Below are 19,468 nucleotides of genomic sequence, written 5' to 3' on the forward strand. Positions count from 1 at the left end.
CTTGGAACACCGGTTGAAAAGTACGCTGTGGCGCCCAAGCGTTCAGAGTTCCGCCTTTAGGCGGCTGCGGCGCGCCACCGCCTAAAGGCGGAACTCTGAACGCTTGCACTTGCTGCGCTCAGTTGTACTTGAGTGTTCCAAGCTCGAATGTCCTGATTTAGATTTAGAGAAACTTGGCGGACGATAACCGTGGAAGACAATGAGAGATTCAGCAAATAACAAAAGATTGATAATCGTGCTCGCGCTAGGCGCTGTACTGGCGCTCGGCGCAGGCTTTCAGAACAAACCCAAAAGCAAAGCCGCGATCAAGCAAGAAGCTTTCGGCCAACTCCCCGACGGCACGCCCGTTGAACTGTTCACGCTGACCAACCGCAACGGCATGGAAGCGCGCATCACCAATTACGGCGGCATCCTCGTCTCGCTCAAAACGGCGGATCGCAGCGGGCAATTCGCCGACGTGGTGTTGGGTTATGGCACGCTGGCGGCGTATGTGAAACGCAACCCGATGTTCGGCGCGCTGGTGGGCCGCTATGCCGGACGCATCGCCAAAGCCAAATTCATGCTGAACGGCACGGAATACCAACTGGCGCGCAACAGCGGCGAAAACCACATCCACGGCGGGCCGAAAGGCTTCGACAAACAGGTGTGGCAGGCGAAACCGATCACCCGCAAAGATGGCGTCGCGTTGGAGCTGAGTTACTTGAGCAAAGATGGCGAGGAAGGCTACCCCGGCAATCTGGCGGTCACGGTGACCTACACGCTGACCAATGACAATGCCTTGCGGCTGGATTACGGCGCGACGACGGATAAGGACACGGTGCTCAACCTGACCAATCATTCCTATTTCAATCTGGCTGGCGCGGGCGATGTGTTGCGCCACGAAATCATAATCGCTGCCGACCGCTTCACGGTTGGGGATGACAAGCTGATTCCGACCGGCGAAGTGCGCGCGGTCAACGGCACGCCGCTCGACTTCCGGCAAATGACGGCGATTGGGGCGCGCATCAATGATTCGTATGAGCAGATCAAGTTGGCACGCGGCTACGATCACAACTACGTGCTGAATCACAAACCGGGTGTGCTGGGGCTGGCGGCGAAAGTAAGCGACCCCGCGTCAGGTCGCCTGATGGAAGTCTATACGACCGAGCCGGGCGTAGTCTTTTACACGAGCAATGGATTCAACGGCAGTCTCATTGGCAAAGGCGGCCAAGCCTATGTGAAGCACGCGGGTTTCTGTTTAGAGATGCAGCATTTCCCCGATTCGCCGCACCATCCTGAGTTCCCTTCGACGGTGCTCAAAAAGGGCGCGAAATATCAGGCGACGACGGTCTTCAAGTTTTCGGAGAAGTAGCGAAAACAGTACGGGGAGTGTGCGCGACCTGAGTCTTGGCATGAGGCGTACTGGTTTCTGTCAGCACTTTAGCTTGCGACGGCTCAGGTCGCTCACGCTCCCCGTACTGTTCACACAGTACGCAAGCCTACCTGCCATCTTCGTCTATCCCGCCAAGTCATTGGTAGACCGTCCAGCGGCCCTCTGCTAATATCCGCCTTCGTTTTTTTCATCCAACAGAGAGGTAAAGTAACAACGATGGCAGCATCGAGCATGGAAAAGATCGTCAGCCTGTGCAAACGGCGCGGTTTCATTTTTGCCAATTCGGAAATTTACGGCGGCATCGGTTCGACCTGGGATTACGGGCCGCTGGGCATTGAACTCAAAAACAACGTGATGCGCGCGTGGTGGCGCGCCGTCGTTTATGACCGCGAAGACATGGAGGGCCTCGACGCCGCCATCCTGATGAACCGGCTGGTCTGGAAGTATTCCGGCCACGAGGCGACCTTCTCTGACCCGCTGGTTGACTGCCGCGAATGCGGCAAGCGCAGCCGCGCCGATCACCTCAAAGACGGCAAGTGTCCAAGCTGCGGTTCGACCAATTTGACGGAGCCGCGCAACTTCAATCTGATGTTCAAAACGACCGTCGGCCCGGTCGAGAGCGACGAGAACATCGCTTACCTACGCCCCGAAACCGCGCAGGGCATCTTCGTCAACTTCGCCAACGTGCAACAGGCGATGCGACGCAAACTGCCGTTTGGCATTGCCCAAATCGGCAAGGCCTTTCGCAACGAGATCACGCCCGGCAACTTCACCTTCCGCACACGCGAGTTCGAGCAGATGGAGATCGAATACTTCTGCAAGCCGCCGCAGTTTTTGCAGCCGGATGAGAAGAACGATGTGGAATTGCACGCCGAATGGGTCGAGCAGCGCTTCAACTGGTACGTCAACCTCGGCCTCGATCCCGAAAAGCTGATCAAACGCGAACAGGCCAAAGAGGAATTGGCGCATTACGCCAAAGCGACGGTGGACATCGAATACCGCTTCCCCGGTTCGCTCGGTTACAGCGAACTAGAGGGTATCGCCAACCGGCAGGATTACGATTTGTCAGCCCACAGCCGCGACATTCCTGAAGCGGACTTGCAGCGGTTGAAGCTGGAAGCCAACGCGCACACGACCACGAAGCTGGATTATTTCGACGATCAGTTTGTTGATCCGGCCACGGGCAAGAGGGGCGCGAAGTATGTGCCGTATGTGATCGAACCTTCGGCGGGCGCGACGCGGGCGACGCTGGCGTTTTTGTGCGAGGCGTATAACGAAGAGTTGGTGAGCCATCCAAGTGAAGAAGCCTTGAAGCCGTTGCGCGAGGCGCTTGCCGCAGCGGTCAAAAACATTGCGAAAAAGATCGCTGAAGCGGACAAGCTCACGCAAAAAGGCGAGTCTGCCAATCCCACGGCGGAGCAACTCACGACCATCCTCACGGCGCTTGGGCAAGCCGAAGTGGGCTTGCCGCAAACGCTGCTCGATGTAGAAGACGCTTGCAATCTGCCCGGCGCTGACCGCGTTGAATTGCTGAAAAAAGCCCGGCCCATCGCGGCCAAGCTTTGCGACGAATTCACGCGCGTGGTACTCAAGCTGCATCCCACGCTTGCGCCAATCAAAGTCGCCATCTTCCCGCTCAAAAAGAACGAGCCACGCATCGTCGAAATCGCCAAGCAGATCAAACGCAATCTGCAACCAACTATGCGCGCCGTATATGACGATTCGGCGGGCATCGGCAAGCTCTATCGCCGCCAGGACGAGATCGGCACGCCGTTTTGCATCACGGTGGATTTCGACACGCTGGGCGAAGGCAAAGACGCCAATAGCGCCGACAGCAAAGGTACTGTGACCGTGCGCGAACGCGATTCGATGCAGCAGGAGCGCGTGGCGATTGCGCAACTCGAAAGCTATTTGCTAAGCAAGCTGCGTTGAGCCACCTGGGAACGCACGCGCCCCCCGTGCCTAGTCGCGTGAGATGGATTTGGCCTGCGCGTAAAGCCTCTGGTTCGAGTTCGTCTGGCGCCACTCAGCACGCGAGGGCGCGTGCTGAGTGGCGCTGTCATGCTCACTTTTTTGACTGTCACTGCACATTTCCATTCGACCAACCCAGTATCCCCAATTGACGGAGAATCTGTATGCGAATCAAGTTGTACGTTTGTTTGTTTTGCTTGTCATTACTTGCCTTGCCCGCGCTGGCGCAACGACCAGAATTAAAAAACCAGCCGGCTACCGGCAAGTCCGCAATACCTGGTTTTGAGTTCCGCGTATTGGCGACGAACAAAACTTCCACGATGGAAAAAGAGATGAACGAAACTGCCGCCGCAGGCTTTCGCTTTGCCAGTGTGATGGGCGGCGAGACCAGTTTCGGCGGCAACGAGGCCGTCGTCGTGATGTCGAAAAAGCTGGAAGACGCACCCGCCAATGGCCGTTACCAATACAAGTTACTGGCGACAAACAAGACTTCGACGATGCAAAAAGAGATGGGCGAAGCGGGCAACGGCGGTTTCACCTATGTCGGCCAAACCGTTTTTAACAGCACTTTCGGTGGGCAGGAAGTCGTCGTCATCATGGAACGCGACAAAGAGGCGGGCGGCATCACCTATGATTTCCTGTTGCTCGCGACCAAACGCACCGGCACGATGCAAAAAGAGATGGTCGAGTCCGGCAAGGAAGGCTACGAAGTTGTCGGTATGACCGTCGCCAAAACCGCCTTTGCCGGGGCCGAACTCGTCGTGATTCTGCGCCGTCCGAAAACCCGTTAAAACTTCGCGAAAAATTGCCACAGAGACACGGAGTCACAGAGCTTTTTTGTCGATTGGAGATGTTCTTTGTCTTCCTCTGTGTCTCGGTGACTCTGTGGCAAGTTCCTTCTTACAGACTGCCCGTTGACGCTCCCATATAACCAACATGAATCTTATCCAAGCCCTCATTATCGGTATCGTCCAGGGATTGACCGAATTCATTCCCGTCAGCAGCAGCGCCCACATGATCCTCGCCGAACGCGCGATGAAGCTGGATCAGACGCTGACACCACAGGCGATCACCGCCTTCAACGCCGTGCTGCAACTCGGCACGCTGCTGGCCGTCGTGCTGTATTTTCTGCCCGACATCTTCAACATCACGCGCGATTTCGTAGCGGGCAATTTGGCGTGGCTGAGCGGCAAGCGCAACCAACCGGCGGGCGAGGGCTTCCGGCTGGGCTGGCTGATCATCCTGGGATCGCTGCCGATTGGCACCATCGGCTTGTTGGCGAAAAAGATTGTCGAAGGCAGCCTGACCAAAAACTTATTCGTCATCAGCATCAGCATGATCGTCTGGGCTGTGCTGTTGGGATTGGCCGAACGCCTGGGCAGCGGGCGCAAAGCCATGACCGATCTGGGCGTGAAAGAAGCCTTGATCGTCGGCTTCGGACAAATCTTTGCGCTCATCCCTGGCTCTTCGCGTTCGGGCACGACCATCGCCAGTGCGCTGTTCGCTGGAATCAAACGCGACACGGCGGCGCGTTTCTCGTTCCTGCTTTCAATCCCGGCGATTGCGGCGAGCGGCTTGTTGGAATTGAAGGAAGCGGTGCATTACCTGGGCGACATCGGCATGCTGAACTTGATCAACGGCACCATCGCCGCCGCCATCGTGGGTTATCTGAGCATCGCGTTTTTTCTGAGCTATTTGCGGCAACGCACGATGGGCATTTTCATCGGCTATCGGCTGATCGTGGGGATTGCCATTCTCGTGATGGTTTATCAAGGCGTCATTCGTCCCTAAGCTGTTTTGCCGCAGCGGCACGGAGACACAGAGCAAGAGCCGCAGCGAGAGATTTTCAAAGAGGCGTTTCGCGCAAATTCTCCGTGCCTCTGTGCCGCTGTGGCCAATCTTCTTATAGCTCAATTAGGACTTGGCTTTGAATGAATACAACCGCGCTGGCCGATGCGCGCCGTCGTTGCGAGTTTCGTTCAGTTCCCGAATTTGGCCTTGGGCGAGGATGCGTTTGCGGAAATTGCGCTTGTCCACGGGCTTTTGCAGGATGATTTCGTAAACGCGCTGTAACTCAGACAGCGTAAATTTCTTGGGCAACAGTTCATAGCCCACCGTCGTCCATTCGATTTTGTTGCGCAAGCGCCAGACGGCATAAGCCAAAATCTGGCGATGATCGAAGGCCAAACGCGGCGGTTTGAAAACCGATTGCCAGCGTGCCTCGGCGGCATCATCGGCGGCGCGAATCGTCTGCCGCGTAGCGTCCACCAACGCAAAATATGCCACGCTGATCGTGCGTCCGCGCGGGTCGCGTTGAGGCTCGCCAAAGGTGTAAAGCTGTTCCAGATACACATCACTGACGCCGACTTCTTCTTCCAACTCGCGCGCGGCAGCCTTTTCGAGCGCCTCATTCATCTCGACAAAACCACCCGGCAGCGCCCATTTGCCTTTGAAAGGGTCTTGCGCGCGGCGAATCAACAGCACCTTCAGATCGTTGTCAGCGATTGTGAAAATCACCAGATCAACCGTAACCGCTGGACGCGGATATTCATAGGTATAAGCCATGCTGTCTGTGTTGCTCCTCGCTTTGAATCCTGCTGAGACTTCAAATTGCAGCAGCGAGCCGTTGCAAGACTTCATCTGTAGTCGTCATGCCAACCCCGGCGGCGCGCATTTCAGCCATCGTCTGCGCTGTCGTCTCGGACGCCACGCCGCGCACTGCGTCCTCAACCAGCCAAACGCGCGCGCCCGCTTGCGCCAGCCCCAAGGCCGCCGCCCGCACGCAATAATCGGTCGCCACGCCGAACACCACGCAATCCTGCTTGGCAAAGACGCCCCGCGCGCGCAATGCGTTGAGCCAGGCATTCGCAAAAAGGTCAAAGACGTTTTTCTTCACTACGTAATGGCGACTCGCGGCGAGCGCGGCTGAACTGTCGGGCCAGGCGTCAACCGCAATCTCAGTACGCGGCAGTTGCGGCAGGGCGGCATAAACGCGTTCGGCACCTGGCGTCCCTTCCAAACAGTGCGGCGGAAAAATCGCAAACTCTGCATCGCCCGGCGCGTGGGCGCAACGCGAAGAGATCGTCGTGAGATGGTGTGCACCCGCCGCGCGCAATAACCGTTCGAGTTGCGGTTTGATGACCTCGGCATCCGGCACGGCCAGCGCGCCAGCGGCGTCAATAAAATCGTGCTGCGTGTCTATGTCAAAAAAGATCATGGCCGTTCATTGACCCGGCTAAAGGTGTCAAAATCGTCTTCGGTGAATAACACGAAGACGACCAATTCAACTGAACTGTTCGCGTGGGCGGCCACGTATTCGCGCACGGCGCCGAGCATGACCTCCGCGCATTCGTCCATCGGGAAACCCGCCACGCCGGTGCCCAAGGCCGGAAAGGCGAGCGATTTCAGCTTGCGCTCTTCGGCGCGGCGCAAACTATTCAGCGTCGCGTCGCGGATGATGGCGGCGCTCGTGCCCGTGCCGGGTTTCTTGGGCACCTTGGCGTCTTCTTTGGTATAGCCCATCGCCGCCGCGTGAATCACGCATTTGTAGGGCATGGCGCCCGCCGTCGTCACCGCCGCTTCACCAAGCTTGATAGGCGCTTGCGACTTTCCTTCGCGGTCAATGATGTGACCGCCTTTGCGCCGAATCTCGCCTGCCACGCCGGAACCGAGCGAGAGCCAGGTATTCGCCGCGTTGACGATGGCCTCCACATCCGGTTGTTCAGTAATGTCGCCCTGTCGTATTTCAATTTGCATAAGTGTCTTCATTTCCGCTCAAGTGTTTTGAGCAAGTTTAGCCGTCGCTGTTCGAGTGCTGGGCTATATCGTACCTGATATTGCGCCGGTTCGCTCAATACTTTGAACCGTGCGGGCAAGGCGGCGAGTTGTTGTTGAGCATACCGCTGTGTTTCAGCCAGTTCCGGCAGCGGTACGAGCAACTGGCCAGCACGCATGACCGGCTTTAACAACGGCCAATCTGAAACCGGCGCTTCGTCATTAGCCGCAATCACATCGCCCAGGAAACTGCCGTCACGCGCCAGTGTGCGCCAGACCTGTTTGCAATAGGGATAGGTCGCCTTCTCCTGGCTGAGTTTCATTTTGGGTTCGTGCCGGCCGTTCTTTTCGAGTTCGACCAGTTTATAAACCCCGCCCAGCGCGGGCGCATCGCGCGAAGTCGAAAGCTCAGTGCCGACGCCGAATGAATCGAACGGCGCGCCCGCCGCCAGCAAGGCCACAATCTTGAACTCATCCAAATCGCCGCTCGCCATAATCTTTGTTTGTTGCATCCCGGCGGCATCTAAAATTGCGCGCACCTGTTTGCACTGCGCCGCCAAATCGCCGCTATCCAACCGCACGCCGCGCAACCGTGTGCCAAATTCAGTCGCCAAGCGCGCCGCGTGCACGGTGTCGTAAGTATCAAGCAATAACGTCGTGCTGTCAGGAAAAACTTCGTGATAGGCGCGGAAGGCGTCCGACTCGCGCTCGAACGACATCACGAACGAATGCGCCGAGGTGCCATAGACCGGCAAGTCGAACAGCTGCCCGGCTTCGACATTCGACGTGCCGACGCAACCGCCGATAAAAGCCGCGCGTGCCGCATAAATCGCCGCGCCAAAACTGTGACAACGCCGCGCGCCAAATTCGATGATGCCGCGCCCCTGTGCCGCTTCGACCATACGCGCGGCCTTGGTCGCAATCAGCGTTTGAAAATTGAGCGTCGCCAGCAGGAAGGTTTCGGCCAACTGCGCTTCGATCAAGGGCGCGGTCACGCGCAAGAGCGGCTCGTTGGCAAAGGCCACCGTGCCCTCTGGCATCGCCCAAACGTCGCCGCTGAAACGAAAGCCGCGCAGGTAAGCCCAAAAGCTCGGCGCGACGTGCGCAAAGACGGGCAGGCTTTGCAAATACGCAATCTCTTCCGCCGAAAAACTCAAAGCGCGCAAGTATTCCAACGCCTGCGCCAACCCCGCCACGACCAGATAAGAACGCTCCGGCGGCAAACGGCGCGCGAAAAGCTCAAAGCTCGCCCGTTCGCTGCGCCCGTGCGCGTGATAGGCCGCCGCCATCGTCAATTGATAGAGATCGGTCGCCAGCCCTGAGTAGCGCGGTTCTTTTGGTTGGATTGCTGAATCAATGTGCATACTGCTTGTCTTAGTGTAGGAAGCACACTAAGCCTAGCTGGCAAAGGTAACGGCTGTCAAATACAAATTTCAGCCGCCAATACGTGTGCACTAGGGAAACTTTGCTGTCACGATCCTCCGTTTAGGTGGGCAATCCCCATGCGGTTCGCACCGCCCGCCGTAATTTGCGGCAATCTCTGAGGGCGTCTTTGGCTTTGGCTTTTGTGGCGGAGACGCCGGGGTAACGGTAGCGCACGGCGAAATCGGCGAGATAGAGCACCTGTGGTTGCAAGGCCGCCCAGGCTGGTTCAACCGGCAGAATCAGACCCAACAGTTTGACCAGATCGTGCGTCTTGCTGAAGCTGATGCTGTCTTCATTCAACCGCGCCTTCAAATACTTTTCCACGCACTGCTGGCAATGAAAACAGGCCACGTCGTAGAGCGGCCGCGTGCGCGCGCGGTAAACCCGCCGCGCGGCCTCCCAATCGTCTTCAGCCTTTTCAATCCATTCAAGCGTGCTGGGTTTCATAGAAAACTTTGCCGCGTTCGACGACCTCGCGGATGAACATATCCCCTTCGCGCACGCGTTGCTCGACCTCTCCCGCCGTGCGGATGTGCAAATCCACCGGGGCATAAAGTTTCAGTGTTTGGCGTATCTGGTACGGCGACGGCAACGGCAACGGCCCGTCTTTTAGCACAATCAGCAAATCCACATCCGAGTCCGGCGTGGGCTGGCCGTAAGCGTGCGAGCCGAACAAGATGATTCGCGCCGGTTGATAGGCTGCGGCAATCTGTTGGCAGATGCGGCGGATGTAGGCGTTGCGCCGCGCGCGCGTCTGGAAGCTGGCTTCCCATTCGCGCAATTGCCGCCGCAATTCCCGGGCGGCAGGCGGCAATTCCGCTTCGGTGAAAGGCTGGCGCGGTTTGACTGGTAAGCGTGGTAACGTTGTTTGAACTGTTGGTTTCATTGCTACCTCTGTTAGCAACCAAAAAATCCAGGCGGTTGAATGCACCGTAGTCTAAGCCATCGTCTTTGCAAAACAAATCCCGGCCTGCTGCCACCATGAGCCTGTCAGCCCTCATCCCATTCACGTCAGCGTGGACAAAACCGACGGCCACGTGTGGAGCGTAGCCGAGTTGGAACACTATGCCCAACCCCGCGCGGGCCAGCGGGATGCGGCGCGGCGAGTGGCTTGAGCGGTTGCCCGCAGTCACGCCAGCGTGTTTGCATCGCCTCACGGCAACGGCCTCACAAAAACACCATTGCCATTTGTGCCTGCAAACAAATTGTTGCCGCTGACAGCAAGCGTGAAGACGACCAGATTGGTCAATCCTTCATTGAATCCTGCCCAATTCGCGCCGTTGTCAGTCGTGCGATAGACGCCGCCAGTTGTTCCGGCAAACAAGGTCGTGAAATTCACAGTCAGGGAGAGAACAATCTGATTGCCTATGCCGTTGTTGATTTGTGTCCAATCCGCCCCGTTGTCAGTTGTGCGGTAGACGCCATTGCCATCTGTCCCAACAAATATATTTGTGCCACTCACGGCCATGGAACGAACACGCCGATTGCTCAGGCCATTGTTGACCGGTGTCCAATTTGTGCCGTTGTCGGTCGTGCGGTAGACACCGCCAAAAGTTCCAGCAAGCAGGGTCGTACCGCTTACTGCTAAGGCATAAACAAACTGATTGTCCAGGCCGTTGTTGATCTGTGTCCAATTCGCGCCATTGTCGGTTGTACGGTAGACACCGCTGCTATTTGTCCCGGCAAACAAGGTCGTGCCGCTCACGGCCAGTGAGAGAACAATCTGATTGCTCAGGCCATTGTTGATCTGTGTCCAATTCACACCATTGTCGGTTGTGCGATAGACGCCATTGCTATTTGTCCCAGCAAACAAGGTCGTGCCACTCACAGCCAGAGAGAAAATAAACTGATCGCCCAAGCCGTTGTTGACTGGTGTCCAATTGTTACCCCCATTTGTTGAACGAAAGACGCCACCCCCCACAGTCCCAGCGTACAAAGCTCCGCCACTGACAAGCAAAGAACTAATAGTCCTCGCATCCCCAGTGGGGCCAGTCGTCATCCATTGCGCCGCTATTCCACCGTTGATCGTAATTGCCACCGTCTTCGTATCACTCCCCACCGGCACCCCGTTATCACTCACCCCAAAACTCACTGTCACACTCCCCACTTGATTCGCACTCGGCGTCCACGTAAAGCGCCCCGTCGTTGCGCTCGTCTGGCTAAACGCCGCGCCGCTCGGCAAGCCTGTCGCCGTCAGCGTCAACGGCTGCTCCACATCTGGGTCAACCGCAAAAACATTGAATGCGAGTTGCTGCCCCACCGTCGCTGTTTGCGCGGGCGGCACGGTCAGCACTGGTGGACGGTTGCGATTGACCGTCACGGCGACGGTTTGCGTCGTGACGGCATTCTGGCTGTCGGTCGCGCGCAACGTCAGCGTATACGCGCCCGCCGTATTCGCGCCCGGTGCCAGGCGCAAGTTGAAGACGTTCTGCAACGACACAATCGTGGCAAAGGTCGCGCCGCTCACCGTCACCGTCACCGTTTGATTCGGGTCGGGATCGCTGACCAGCAGCGGGATGTTGCGCGTCTGGCCTTCGGTGACGGTCAGCAACGGCGGCGCAATCAGCGTCGGTGGCAGGTTGGGCTGCGTCGTGGGCGAAGGCAGCACCAGATCGGGCGTCACGCGCGTCAGTCCATTCACCACAGCGGCGATGTTGTTGCGCGTCACGCGGTCGGTGCGGCCCGTGGGGCGCGTGAAGCTGGCTTCGAGACTGATTTGGTTGTTGCCGTTGACGGCCACATTGCGCAGCGTGAAGCTGCCATTGCCGTCAGTGAACGTTTCTTGTCCGCTGACTCTGACCAACGCGCGGCGCACCGGCGTTACGTTGTCGCTATCCACGACACGGCCCGTGACGGTGGTCAGCGCGCGCGGTAATGCGGCAAAGTAAATGCTGGTTTCGGTGATCGCATTCGCGCCCGTTTCGATGCGCGTGCCATCAGCGGATACGGTGGCCGCGCCTACGTCAACGAATTGGCCGAGCGTTGCGCTGCCCGTAGTTTGATCGAGTTTGTAAAGCCGTGCCTGTGCATTGGCGGGCAGGCCGTCGGGATTCGGAAAAATCAGTTTAGCGCCGGGCGTGAGCTTGACCCCAAAGGGCGAAAGTTGCGCGATGGCCGAACTGAACACACCGGCAGGAAACGGCGCGGGCGTGCGGCTGTTGGAAACCAGCGTCAAGTAAAGGCGGCCCGCCATCACGCCGGGCGGGAACACACCCGTGATGTTGTCGGGGAAGCTGAACGTGAGGCCGTTGGTGCTGATGCTGCCCGTCGGTGCGAGCACACGTTGCGCTGTCGCTACGTTTTCAACCACGCCTTCAGCCGTGCCGCCGGTTTGCGTTTGTATCGAAGCGGCCACGCCAGTGATGGGTTGCAGCGCTGCGGTGGCTTGCAGGTTGTCGCGATTGGCGGTGGCTGTGGCGAGTTTGCTGTAAGGCTGAATCGCCGGTGTCAGCGGCAGTTTTGACGGATCAAGTTTGAGCACGCCGAAACCGGCGCTCACATCACGCAGCAAATAGGTGCCGTCATTGCGCGTCGCGGTTTTGATTGCGCCGTAGCTGACTTCGACGCCGGGCAGCGGGTTGCCATTGGTGTCGGTGACTAGGCCGCTGATGGTCGTGCGCAAAGCGACGTTGTTGGTGCTCGCGCCTTCGCCTTGTGTCGAACGCACGGCAATACGCCCCGTTTCCGCGCCATAAGGCACGCGCACGACCAATTGCATGGCCGTGGCGGATTCAATCGCCGTGGTTTCGAGGCCGTTGATGAGCACCAGATTGTTAGCCGAAAAACCGGTGCCATTGATCGTGAGCGTTTCGCCTGCCGTCGCCAGCGCGGGCGTAAAGCTGGTGACAGTGGGCGGATTCGCACCCGTCGTACCCGCGATTTCGATTTCGGTTTCGTTGGAGGCGAAGCCGCCGCCCAAGACCGTGAGCTTCACTCGCCCGCGTCCAAGCAAGGCGCGCGGCACTTCGACGTTGATTTGGTCTACGCCCGCCAGGCTGCCTTGTTTGGCGGCAAAGCTGGGCGTGGTTTCGATCCCGCCAATCAGCACGCGCACGTTTTCGGCGACGCCATTGCCACTGTTGCCATCGCTGTTGGGCAGGTTGCGAATGCCGCAAAGAAACAACATCAAGAACACACGCTCGCCGGTCGGGCCCAGATTGATCGCTTTGGTCGTCCAGCGATTGTTGATGAGTTGCGCGATGGTCTCGGTGGTTTGCGCGTTGTTGGCCGCAACGCGCAAGGCGATGGCGGCGGGGACGCCCGCGCCGTTGGCATTGGCCGTGAAAATGGCAGGAGCCGCGTTGGTGATAGTCAGCTTGCCAGAGTGCGTGAGCGTGCCGTTGCGCAACACGTTGATGATCGCTTCGCCCGCAGTGGTGCCGGGTGGAATCAGGTAGTTGACCTGCCCCGCCGAAACAAAGAACAAGCCCGCGTTGACGCCGTTGACGGTGACCGCGACGCCGCCCAGCGTAGTTGGCAATGGTGTTGTCGTGGCCGTGGCGTTGCCGGGCGCGAGGTTCGTGCCGAAACCGGCGGCGATGCCTTCAGGTGTGAGTGCGGTTTCAAAACTGGCGGCAGAGATCGAACTGAGGGGCGGCGAGGTTTGCAACGGCGCAGTCAAGCCGTGCAAGCGGCTGCCGAAACTAAACGCGGCAAGCAACGACAGGCAGATAAACGAAAGCGCGAAAGCGCGAAAGCGCGAAAGCGCGAAAGCGCGAAAGTATGGATGGGATATTGTGGCATTGCTGAAAACCTCCTGTTGGCGTCGGCGTGAATGGCGATTCCGATACAAGCTGGAACCGAGGTGCTTGGGGCGAGCGGGAAAATACCTTGGCGTTCAGCAACAGTCAATCCGATTTTAGGCGCATCGGGGATTCATTCGCCTCGCGTTCGGGGCTTTGCCTGTAGTCCAGTGAAGCTGAGCCTGCGCGTAATTAAAACTCAAGCCTGCAAGCAGTTGAAGAGGCAGGGCCGCCTGGGTACGCACCGCTTCCAGCGTGCAGTCGTCAAGTCGGAGCCGCTGGCCGACACCGTAATCTGCCCAGTCTGCACGCTGGAAGCGATGCGTACCCAGGCGGCCCGCGCTTTCCACAGTACGCACGGGCTTCACTTAGTTTATGCGGCAGCGGCCGTGCCTGGCCCTTTGTCACGTGCCGCGCGGCTGGTCAATTTTACGATGGGTTGGGCAGCGCAAACCTTGCGCAATTTGGTGAGATCGCGCTGCATCTCTTCCGCTTCACTGCAACAGGTGTTCAGGCAATCCAAAACGCGCCGCGCGTGTTCTGACAGCGCGTCAGTCAAGCGGTAATGCACCCAGAGGCCGTCTTTGCGGTCGTTGATCAGACCAGCGCGTTTCAGATAAGCGAGATGGCGCGAAACCTTGGGCTGATTGGCGCCGAGCACATCCACCAAATGACAGACGCAAACCTCGCCTTCGCGGGCCAGCAGATGCAACAGCCGCAAGCGCGTCTGATCGGCGCAGGCTTTCAATAAGGCGGCCATTTGTTGCGGCCATTGGCGGGTTTTGGCGTCAAGCGCTTTCTTTGCAGTTTCCGGCATGCACTACCTCTTTGAAAAAAAATCGCGCCGAAAGTAAATTCGGCTTGACGAATATACTCACTGACAGTATCTTGCACCTGCATACGGCAAGGCGAATGTAGCCTAGCATAACCAAGGACGACTTTTGAAACCGAATTTGGAGGGAAGCTTATGAAACCGAAACTGCATGTGGCCTTGAACGTCAACAATCTGGCGGAATCACTGGCTTTTTATAAAGCTTTTTGGGGCGCTGAACCGGTCAAGGTGCGCACGGGTTACGCCAAGTTTGATTTGGACGAGCCGGGCGTAAACCTGACGCTGAACGAGCGGCCCGTCAAAGAGGCAGGCGGCCTCAATCATCTTGGCATCCAAGTGGGCAGCACGGATGATGTGTTGGCGACTAAGCTGCGTTGGAAAGCCGCTGGCTTGTTGACCGAAGATGAAATGCAAACGAATTGTTGCTATGCGATTCAGGACAAGGTCTGGGCGACCGATCCGAACGGGTATCGCTGGGAAGTTTTCGTCGTGCTGAAAGATCAATTGCCCGAAACCGCGACGAACACTCAGGCCACGGCGTGTTGCGCGCCGCTGGCGCAGCCGGTGCAATTGAGCGGGCTTGCGCAAGGAGCGGTGCAATGAGCGGTGTTGTAACCATTCGGTCAGCCCACGACTCGGATTACGCCGAAGTGGCAGCGCTGCTTCACGCGGTCAGCTTGCCGGTGAATGGAGTGCAAGAGCATTTCGGCGATTTCCTGGTAGCCAGCGCTGACGCGGGTGAGTTGGTGGGCTGCGTGGGTCAAGAGCGTTACGGCGACGTAACGCTCTTGCGTTCATTGGCGGTCAACCCGGCGCACCAGGGGACGGGATTGGGCCGCGAACTCACGTTGGAATTGCTCTCAGCGGCGCGGGCTTATGGCATGCGCGAAGTCGTTCTATTAACCAACACTGCCGCTTCATTTTTCCAAAAGCATTTCGGGTTTGCGCCGGTTGAACGTGCCCGCTATGACCAGACGCTCGGCGCTTCGGTGGAATGGACGCTGCCGCGTTGTGCGTCGGCCATCTGCCTGATGTTGCCGCTGGTTTGAGCAACAATCAATGCAGTACAGGGGGCGGGTAGCAACTTGGTTCCTGCGCACGGGGTGGACAGCTTGTAACCATGTCGCTTGGATGTGCGACAAGCTGCCAGCTTGTCGCAGTCTCGACTGGCAGCCGATTGATTGAACGGCCACGCCGCGACAAGCTGCCAGCTTGTCGCACATCCAGGTCGTTATCGTTCTCTGCACCCCATTGAACTTTGGCTGCGCTTTCGACGTAAGCTATGATCGCAACGGCATGATTCAATCTTTTTTGGAGGAACCAGCGATGAATAGCATCTTCGATCAAATGCGCGACGCGGCGCGGCGCAAGGCCGCCGAACTCGACGAAAAGTACGACCTCAAAACCAAACTCGAACAAGGCGTGAATACGGCGGGCGATTTGGCGCGCAAGGCGGGCGAGACGGTCAATGAGGCCGCCCAGGTCGCGCGCGCCAAAGCCACCAAAGTTGATGAAGAGTTGCGCGTGACCGAGAACGTCAAGACGGCCGCGAACAAAGCCGGCGAGACCATTCGTGAAGGCGCACAGACTGCGGAGCAAACCGCCCGCGACGAAAAGACACGCCTCTGGCTCAAAGACAATCCGGGCAAGGCGACATTCGTGACACTCTCTTTGGTAGCCGGGATTCGCGCGGGTTCAGCGTTGCCGGGCTTGGGCGCGACCGTGTTGGGTTCGACTATCGCGGGCAATTGGTTCTTTCATAGTGCGCTGCCGATAGTCGGAATGCGCAAACTGATTGAGAGTTACACCGGCTATTTGAAAGAGCAGGAACAGCGTTTAGCAAATGGACAGATGGATGAGGCGGAACGGGCGCGGCTGGAATTTCAACGCAACATGACCAAGTATGTGGGTGCGCCGTTGCTGGGCGCCTTTAGTGTGGCGGCGGGGGCGACGATGATCGGCTCGGCGCTCTCGGGCGCAACGGTGACGGGCTTCCCGCTAAACCTGATCATTGGCGGCAACCCATTGCTCAATGGCATCTGGTTCTTTGCCAATGGCGTGATCTGCATCAGCGAAGGCTACAAATTCTTCATGATCGCGTTGGCCGATGAGGCCGAAGTGCAACGCGTGGTGCGCGAGATCAAAGGCTTGTTGCCAGCGGCAGCCACGGCGTAATCGAAAGACTGCTTCACCGCAAAAAAGCGCAAGAGACGCAAAAGGATTGCGGTAGTGGCGCAAAGAGGAGAGGTCTGGCCGCGGATGAACGCTGGAAAACGCGGAGCAGTCCTGTTAGCCAATTGAATTGCTCGGCGTCGGTCGGCGTTGATCTGCGGCGTGGCGCTCTCCCCATTGACCCACTACCGTTTCGCTAAATCTTGTACTTCTTCATCAACAAATGCCCGTAAACCTCCGCCCCCAGCGCCAGCACCGCGCGCACCAGCATCAACGGCCCCAGCGACAGGTATTGCAGCATCACCCCGGCGAGTACCGGGAAGACCAGATCGGAGGTGTCCACGCCGCCTTCCAAAATGCCCATCGTCTTGCTGCGGCTGGAAAGATTGAAGCTGGAAACCTTGGCGGCAATCGCGCCCCAGGTCGGTTTGAAGGCGGCCTTGCCGACTTCGTCAATCGCACGCGCCAGGCCCATCATCACACCCAGCAGCGCCGTCCCCGCAAACCAGGGCACCATCCAGAACAACACCGAGGTCGCTAGATTGGCGATAGAACGCAATGCGATCACTTTGCCCGCGCCGATGCGATCCGCCAGCCAGCCAAAGAAGGGGCCAAAGAGCAGCGGCACCATCGTTTCAGAAACGACTTTGATCCAGCCCAACGCGCCGGGCGTGACTTCGAGCTTGACGGCCAGCACGGTGAAAAATTCGCCGGTGACCATGTAGGCTGGGGCCGTCAACGCCGCGCCCAAAAAGGCGAACGAATAGACGTTGGGCTGTTGTTGCGGCGCGTGCAGCAGTCCAGTCGGCGCTTGGGCTTTGCCCTTGTCCTTCTTCTCTTTCTTTTCCTTCTTTTTCTCTTTGATGAAGACGGCGACCAGCACCAGCGAGCAGAGCGAGAAGAAGGTCGCCAGCCAGAAGATGACGGTCAGCGCCTGGCGCAACGGCGTATTCTCGACGACTTTCGGCAAATCTTCGATGGGGATGTCGCTGAGCGGCACGGTGCGCTGTTCGACGCGCAGCACCTTGTGCGGCTTGGGATCGGCTTCGTTGCCGGGCAATACGCCGTTGACGACTTCGGTTTGCGACTTGATGACCTGTTCGACTTGTTTGCCGGATTTATTAACTTTGTCGAGCACCGCGAAGTTGGCCGTGACGGTTTGCGTACCGACATAAAACCCAATCAACACTGTCAGCACGAAGGCAGCGAGCGCTTCGCCGATGCCGCCCGAAGTGGATTTCGCCGTCGTGTACCAGGAATAGGCTTGCGCGATGTGTTTCTCGTCGGTGGCGTCGGCGATCATCGCGGACGCCGAGGGGCCCTTGGCCGAATCGGCAATGCCGCGCACGACGCTGACGACGAACAGCAGCGGCAGGTTGGCGAAAGAATAGAGCAAGCCGACAATCGTGCGGATCGTCAGCGAGGTCATAAACACAGGCTTCTTGCCATATTTGTCGGCCAGCGTGCCGAAGACCGAACGCAGCAGGAGCGGCACGATATTCTGGATCAGCACCAGCCCCATCACCGAAGAGATATTCAAGCCAAAGACCAGTAGCGCATAGAGCGGCACAGCGGTTTTGATCAGACCGCTGGAAATGCGCGAAAGACAAGCTTCGATCATCAACGCAATGACGACCGTGTTGAAGGCGCTGCCGCCTTTGTCTTCGGCCTTGGCGACAACCGAGGGCAAAGCGGCTTCGCCCGCCGGAACCTGCGCGGCTTCACGTTGCACAATGACGGGCGCGATGGGCAAGACGCCCGTCATCTTGTTAAAGGCCCGGCCCAGCACGCCCGCGCGATTGCCGGAAACGGCTTCGAGTTCGCGCGCCAAATCCAGCACCGTCGGCTGCCGCCGGTTCGGTTCTTTTGATAGCGCGCGGGTGATGACGGCAGCGACGTCTTCATCAATTTCCGGGCGGCCAAAATCGCTGAGGTCGGGCACGGGCGCAGTCAAATGCATCTGCGACAGTTCCATCGGATTGGGCGCATCGAAAGGCGGCGCGCCCGCCAGCAATTCAAAGATGATGACGCCCAACGAATAAACATCCGCGCGCGAATCCAGCGGTTTGTTCAACCACTGTTCGGGCGACATATATTGCGGCGTGCCGAAAACGCCCAAGGGGCCGGTCAGTTTCGCGCCGCCGCTGATGGATTGATCCACTTTGGCGAGGTTGTAACCGCCGACTTTGATCAGTTCTTTGCCGTTGGGGGCGGTCTCGACAAAGATCGTTTCGGGTTTGAGATCGCGCACGACGATGCCGTTCAAGTGCGCCGTGTGCACCGCGCCCGCAATTTGATTGACGATGCTCACGACGCGCGACAGGCTCATGCCGCGCTCTTTCAAAATCACGTCGCGCAACGTGCGGCCCGAAAGCAATTCTTCGACGATATAAACCACACCGTCTGACGTGTAGCCGAAATCGTAAAACTGCACCGAGTTGGGATGGCGCACGCGCGCGGCGACCTGGGCCTGGCGGCGAAATCGTTCCGCCGCGACCGGGTCATTGACCAACTCCGGTTTCAGCACGCGCACAGCCACTTTGTCGCCCAACATCACACGCCGCGCGCGATACAGCGTGCCGCTGGCATCCTGCCCGATCTTCGTTTCCAGTTCATAGCGGCCATCCAGTGTGAGTGTGAGCGCTTCGGGCGTGGGCATGTTTGACGGCGGCAGCAATTCGCCACTGGCGGCCACGCGCAAGGCGGGCGGCTTTGGCACTGGCGGTTTTGGCCCAGCAGGCTGGCCGCCACGCGGCGGCGCCGGTATTTGCCCGATATTGGTCGCGTAGGAATGCGGTTCGTCAATGTGCGTTGAGAACACATCGCTTTGCACCGCGCCGGTGGGCACTTCTTCGAGATGAAAGAGGATTTTGACGCGGCCCAGTTGCACCTTATCGCCATCCATAAGCGGGCAGGCTTCCTCAGCCGGGACTTTGCGGCTGTTGACATACACACCGTTCAGGCTGCCCAAATCGCTGATGGAATACTGGCCGTTCTGCAACCGAATGTTGGCGTGTTGACGGCTCACGCCGCTATCGTTAATGAGGATGTCGGCGCCGGGAGCCTTGCCAATGATGACGGGATAACCCGGCAACACGGCCTCCTGTTTTGTGCCATCGGGCAGCGTAATGTAGAGCTTCGCAATGATCTTTGGCATGGATAATGTCAGGGATGAAAATC

At 58.3% G+C, this 19,468-nt stretch carries 16 protein-coding genes; 7 read left to right on the forward strand and 9 right to left on the reverse strand.

Annotated elements, in window-relative coordinates; translation table 11 throughout:
• Positions 1 to 199: 199 nt before the first annotated feature.
• The 4 genes from HY011_07685 (at position 200) to uppP (ending at position 5,134) form a co-directional block, all read left to right on the forward strand.
• The gene (locus HY011_07685; protein ID MBI3422805.1) at positions 200 to 1,351 is read left to right on the forward strand and encodes a galactose mutarotase; all 1,152 of its coding nucleotides are present in this window, start codon (positions 200 to 202) and stop codon (positions 1,349 to 1,351) included.
• Between the two features lie 237 nt (positions 1,352 to 1,588).
• On the forward strand, positions 1,589 to 3,304 hold the full coding sequence (gene glyS / locus HY011_07690; protein ID MBI3422806.1) for a glycine--tRNA ligase: 1,716 nt from the start codon (positions 1,589 to 1,591) through the stop codon (positions 3,302 to 3,304).
• Positions 3,305 to 3,507: 203 nt separating this feature from the next.
• Complete coding sequence (locus HY011_07695) at positions 3,508 to 4,134, forward strand: hypothetical protein (protein MBI3422807.1); 627 nt, start codon at positions 3,508 to 3,510, stop codon at positions 4,132 to 4,134.
• 145 nt (positions 4,135 to 4,279) lie between these two features.
• Positions 4,280 to 5,134 carry an undecaprenyl-diphosphatase UppP gene (uppP, locus tag HY011_07700; protein MBI3422808.1) on the forward strand — a complete coding sequence of 285 codons (855 nt, stop codon included), beginning with the start codon at positions 4,280 to 4,282 and terminating at the stop codon, positions 5,132 to 5,134.
• 123 nt (positions 5,135 to 5,257) lie between these two features.
• Here the strand turns inward: uppP and HY011_07705 are convergent, their stop codons facing one another.
• From HY011_07705 to HY011_07740, 8 genes are all read right to left on the reverse strand, one after another.
• Positions 5,258 to 5,908, reverse strand: a complete 651-nt coding sequence (locus HY011_07705; protein MBI3422809.1) for an NUDIX hydrolase — start codon at positions 5,906 to 5,908, stop codon at positions 5,258 to 5,260.
• A gap of 40 nt (positions 5,909 to 5,948) precedes the next feature.
• Positions 5,949 to 6,560, reverse strand: a complete 612-nt coding sequence (locus HY011_07710; GenBank protein MBI3422810.1) for an isochorismatase family protein — start codon at positions 6,558 to 6,560, stop codon at positions 5,949 to 5,951.
• A complete protein-coding gene (locus tag HY011_07715) occupies positions 6,557 to 7,099 on the reverse strand; it encodes a macro domain-containing protein (GenBank protein ID MBI3422811.1) in 543 nt (180 codons plus the stop codon). The genes HY011_07710 and HY011_07715 overlap by 4 nt, the downstream gene beginning before the upstream one ends.
• Positions 7,100 to 7,107: 8 nt before the next feature.
• Positions 7,108 to 8,481, reverse strand: coding sequence for a nicotinate phosphoribosyltransferase (locus HY011_07720; protein MBI3422812.1), 1,374 nt, complete (start codon positions 8,479 to 8,481; stop codon positions 7,108 to 7,110).
• A gap of 121 nt (positions 8,482 to 8,602) precedes the next feature.
• Positions 8,603 to 8,989: a HEPN domain-containing protein gene (locus HY011_07725; GenBank protein MBI3422813.1), complete on the reverse strand. Its 387-nt coding sequence runs from the start codon at positions 8,987 to 8,989 to the stop codon at positions 8,603 to 8,605.
• On the reverse strand, positions 8,970 to 9,428 hold the full coding sequence (locus HY011_07730; protein MBI3422814.1) for a nucleotidyltransferase domain-containing protein: 459 nt from the start codon (positions 9,426 to 9,428) through the stop codon (positions 8,970 to 8,972). Before HY011_07730 ends, HY011_07725 begins: the two co-directional genes overlap by 20 nt.
• A gap of 267 nt (positions 9,429 to 9,695) precedes the next feature.
• On the reverse strand, positions 9,696 to 13,202 hold the full coding sequence (locus HY011_07735) for a hypothetical protein (protein MBI3422815.1): 3,507 nt from the start codon (positions 13,200 to 13,202) through the stop codon (positions 9,696 to 9,698).
• 455 nt (positions 13,203 to 13,657) lie between these two features.
• Positions 13,658 to 14,044, reverse strand: a complete 387-nt coding sequence (locus HY011_07740) for a metalloregulator ArsR/SmtB family transcription factor (protein ID MBI3422816.1) — start codon at positions 14,042 to 14,044, stop codon at positions 13,658 to 13,660.
• 207 nt (positions 14,045 to 14,251) lie between these two features.
• On the opposite strand from HY011_07740, the gene HY011_07745 reads away from it, so the two are divergent.
• From HY011_07745 to HY011_07755, 3 genes are all read left to right on the forward strand, one after another.
• The gene (locus HY011_07745; protein ID MBI3422817.1) at positions 14,252 to 14,719 is read left to right on the forward strand and encodes a VOC family protein; all 468 of its coding nucleotides are present in this window, start codon (positions 14,252 to 14,254) and stop codon (positions 14,717 to 14,719) included.
• The gene (locus tag HY011_07750; GenBank protein ID MBI3422818.1) at positions 14,716 to 15,165 is read left to right on the forward strand and encodes a GNAT family N-acetyltransferase; all 450 of its coding nucleotides are present in this window, start codon (positions 14,716 to 14,718) and stop codon (positions 15,163 to 15,165) included. The genes HY011_07745 and HY011_07750 overlap by 4 nt, the downstream gene beginning before the upstream one ends.
• 277 nt (positions 15,166 to 15,442) lie before the next feature.
• Entirely contained in the window at positions 15,443 to 16,291 is an 849-nt protein-coding gene (locus tag HY011_07755; GenBank protein ID MBI3422819.1) for a hypothetical protein, read from the forward strand.
• 193 nt (positions 16,292 to 16,484) lie between these two features.
• On the opposite strand, the gene HY011_07760 is transcribed toward HY011_07755, so the two are convergent.
• Positions 16,485 to 19,445: an MFS transporter gene (locus HY011_07760; GenBank protein MBI3422820.1), complete on the reverse strand. Its 2,961-nt coding sequence runs from the start codon at positions 19,443 to 19,445 to the stop codon at positions 16,485 to 16,487.
• Positions 19,446 to 19,468 lie beyond the last annotated feature (23 nt).

This window comes from Acidobacteriota bacterium (genome assembly GCA_016196035.1).
Classification (GTDB): Bacteria; Acidobacteriota; Blastocatellia; order RBC074; family RBC074; genus JACPYM01.

What these genes read in the sequence shown, in the direction of transcription:
- HY011_07685 (MBI3422805.1), top strand. Translation starts at nt 200, where the DNA reads ATGAGAGATTCAGCAAATAACAAAAGATTGATAATCGTGCTCGCGCTA.
- glyS (MBI3422806.1), top strand. Translation starts at nt 1,589, where the DNA reads ATGGCAGCATCGAGCATGGAAAAGATCGTCAGCCTGTGCAAACGGCGC.
- HY011_07695 (MBI3422807.1), top strand. Translation starts at nt 3,508, where the DNA reads ATGCGAATCAAGTTGTACGTTTGTTTGTTTTGCTTGTCATTACTTGCC.
- uppP (MBI3422808.1), top strand. Translation starts at nt 4,280, where the DNA reads ATGAATCTTATCCAAGCCCTCATTATCGGTATCGTCCAGGGATTGACC.
- HY011_07705 (MBI3422809.1), bottom strand. Translation starts at nt 5,908, where the DNA reads ATGGCTTATACCTATGAATATCCGCGTCCAGCGGTTACGGTTGATCTG.
- HY011_07710 (MBI3422810.1), bottom strand. Translation starts at nt 6,560, where the DNA reads ATGATCTTTTTTGACATAGACACGCAGCACGATTTTATTGACGCCGCT.
- HY011_07715 (MBI3422811.1), bottom strand. Translation starts at nt 7,099, where the DNA reads ATGCAAATTGAAATACGACAGGGCGACATTACTGAACAACCGGATGTG.
- HY011_07720 (MBI3422812.1), bottom strand. Translation starts at nt 8,481, where the DNA reads ATGCACATTGATTCAGCAATCCAACCAAAAGAACCGCGCTACTCAGGG.
- HY011_07725 (MBI3422813.1), bottom strand. Translation starts at nt 8,989, where the DNA reads ATGAAACCCAGCACGCTTGAATGGATTGAAAAGGCTGAAGACGATTGG.
- HY011_07730 (MBI3422814.1), bottom strand. Translation starts at nt 9,428, where the DNA reads ATGAAACCAACAGTTCAAACAACGTTACCACGCTTACCAGTCAAACCG.
- HY011_07740 (MBI3422816.1), bottom strand. Translation starts at nt 14,044, where the DNA reads ATGGCCGCCTTATTGAAAGCCTGCGCCGATCAGACGCGCTTGCGGCTG.
- HY011_07745 (MBI3422817.1), top strand. Translation starts at nt 14,252, where the DNA reads ATGAAACCGAAACTGCATGTGGCCTTGAACGTCAACAATCTGGCGGAA.
- HY011_07750 (MBI3422818.1), top strand. Translation starts at nt 14,716, where the DNA reads ATGAGCGGTGTTGTAACCATTCGGTCAGCCCACGACTCGGATTACGCC.
- HY011_07755 (MBI3422819.1), top strand. Translation starts at nt 15,443, where the DNA reads ATGAATAGCATCTTCGATCAAATGCGCGACGCGGCGCGGCGCAAGGCC.
- HY011_07760 (MBI3422820.1), bottom strand. Translation starts at nt 19,445, where the DNA reads ATGCCAAAGATCATTGCGAAGCTCTACATTACGCTGCCCGATGGCACA.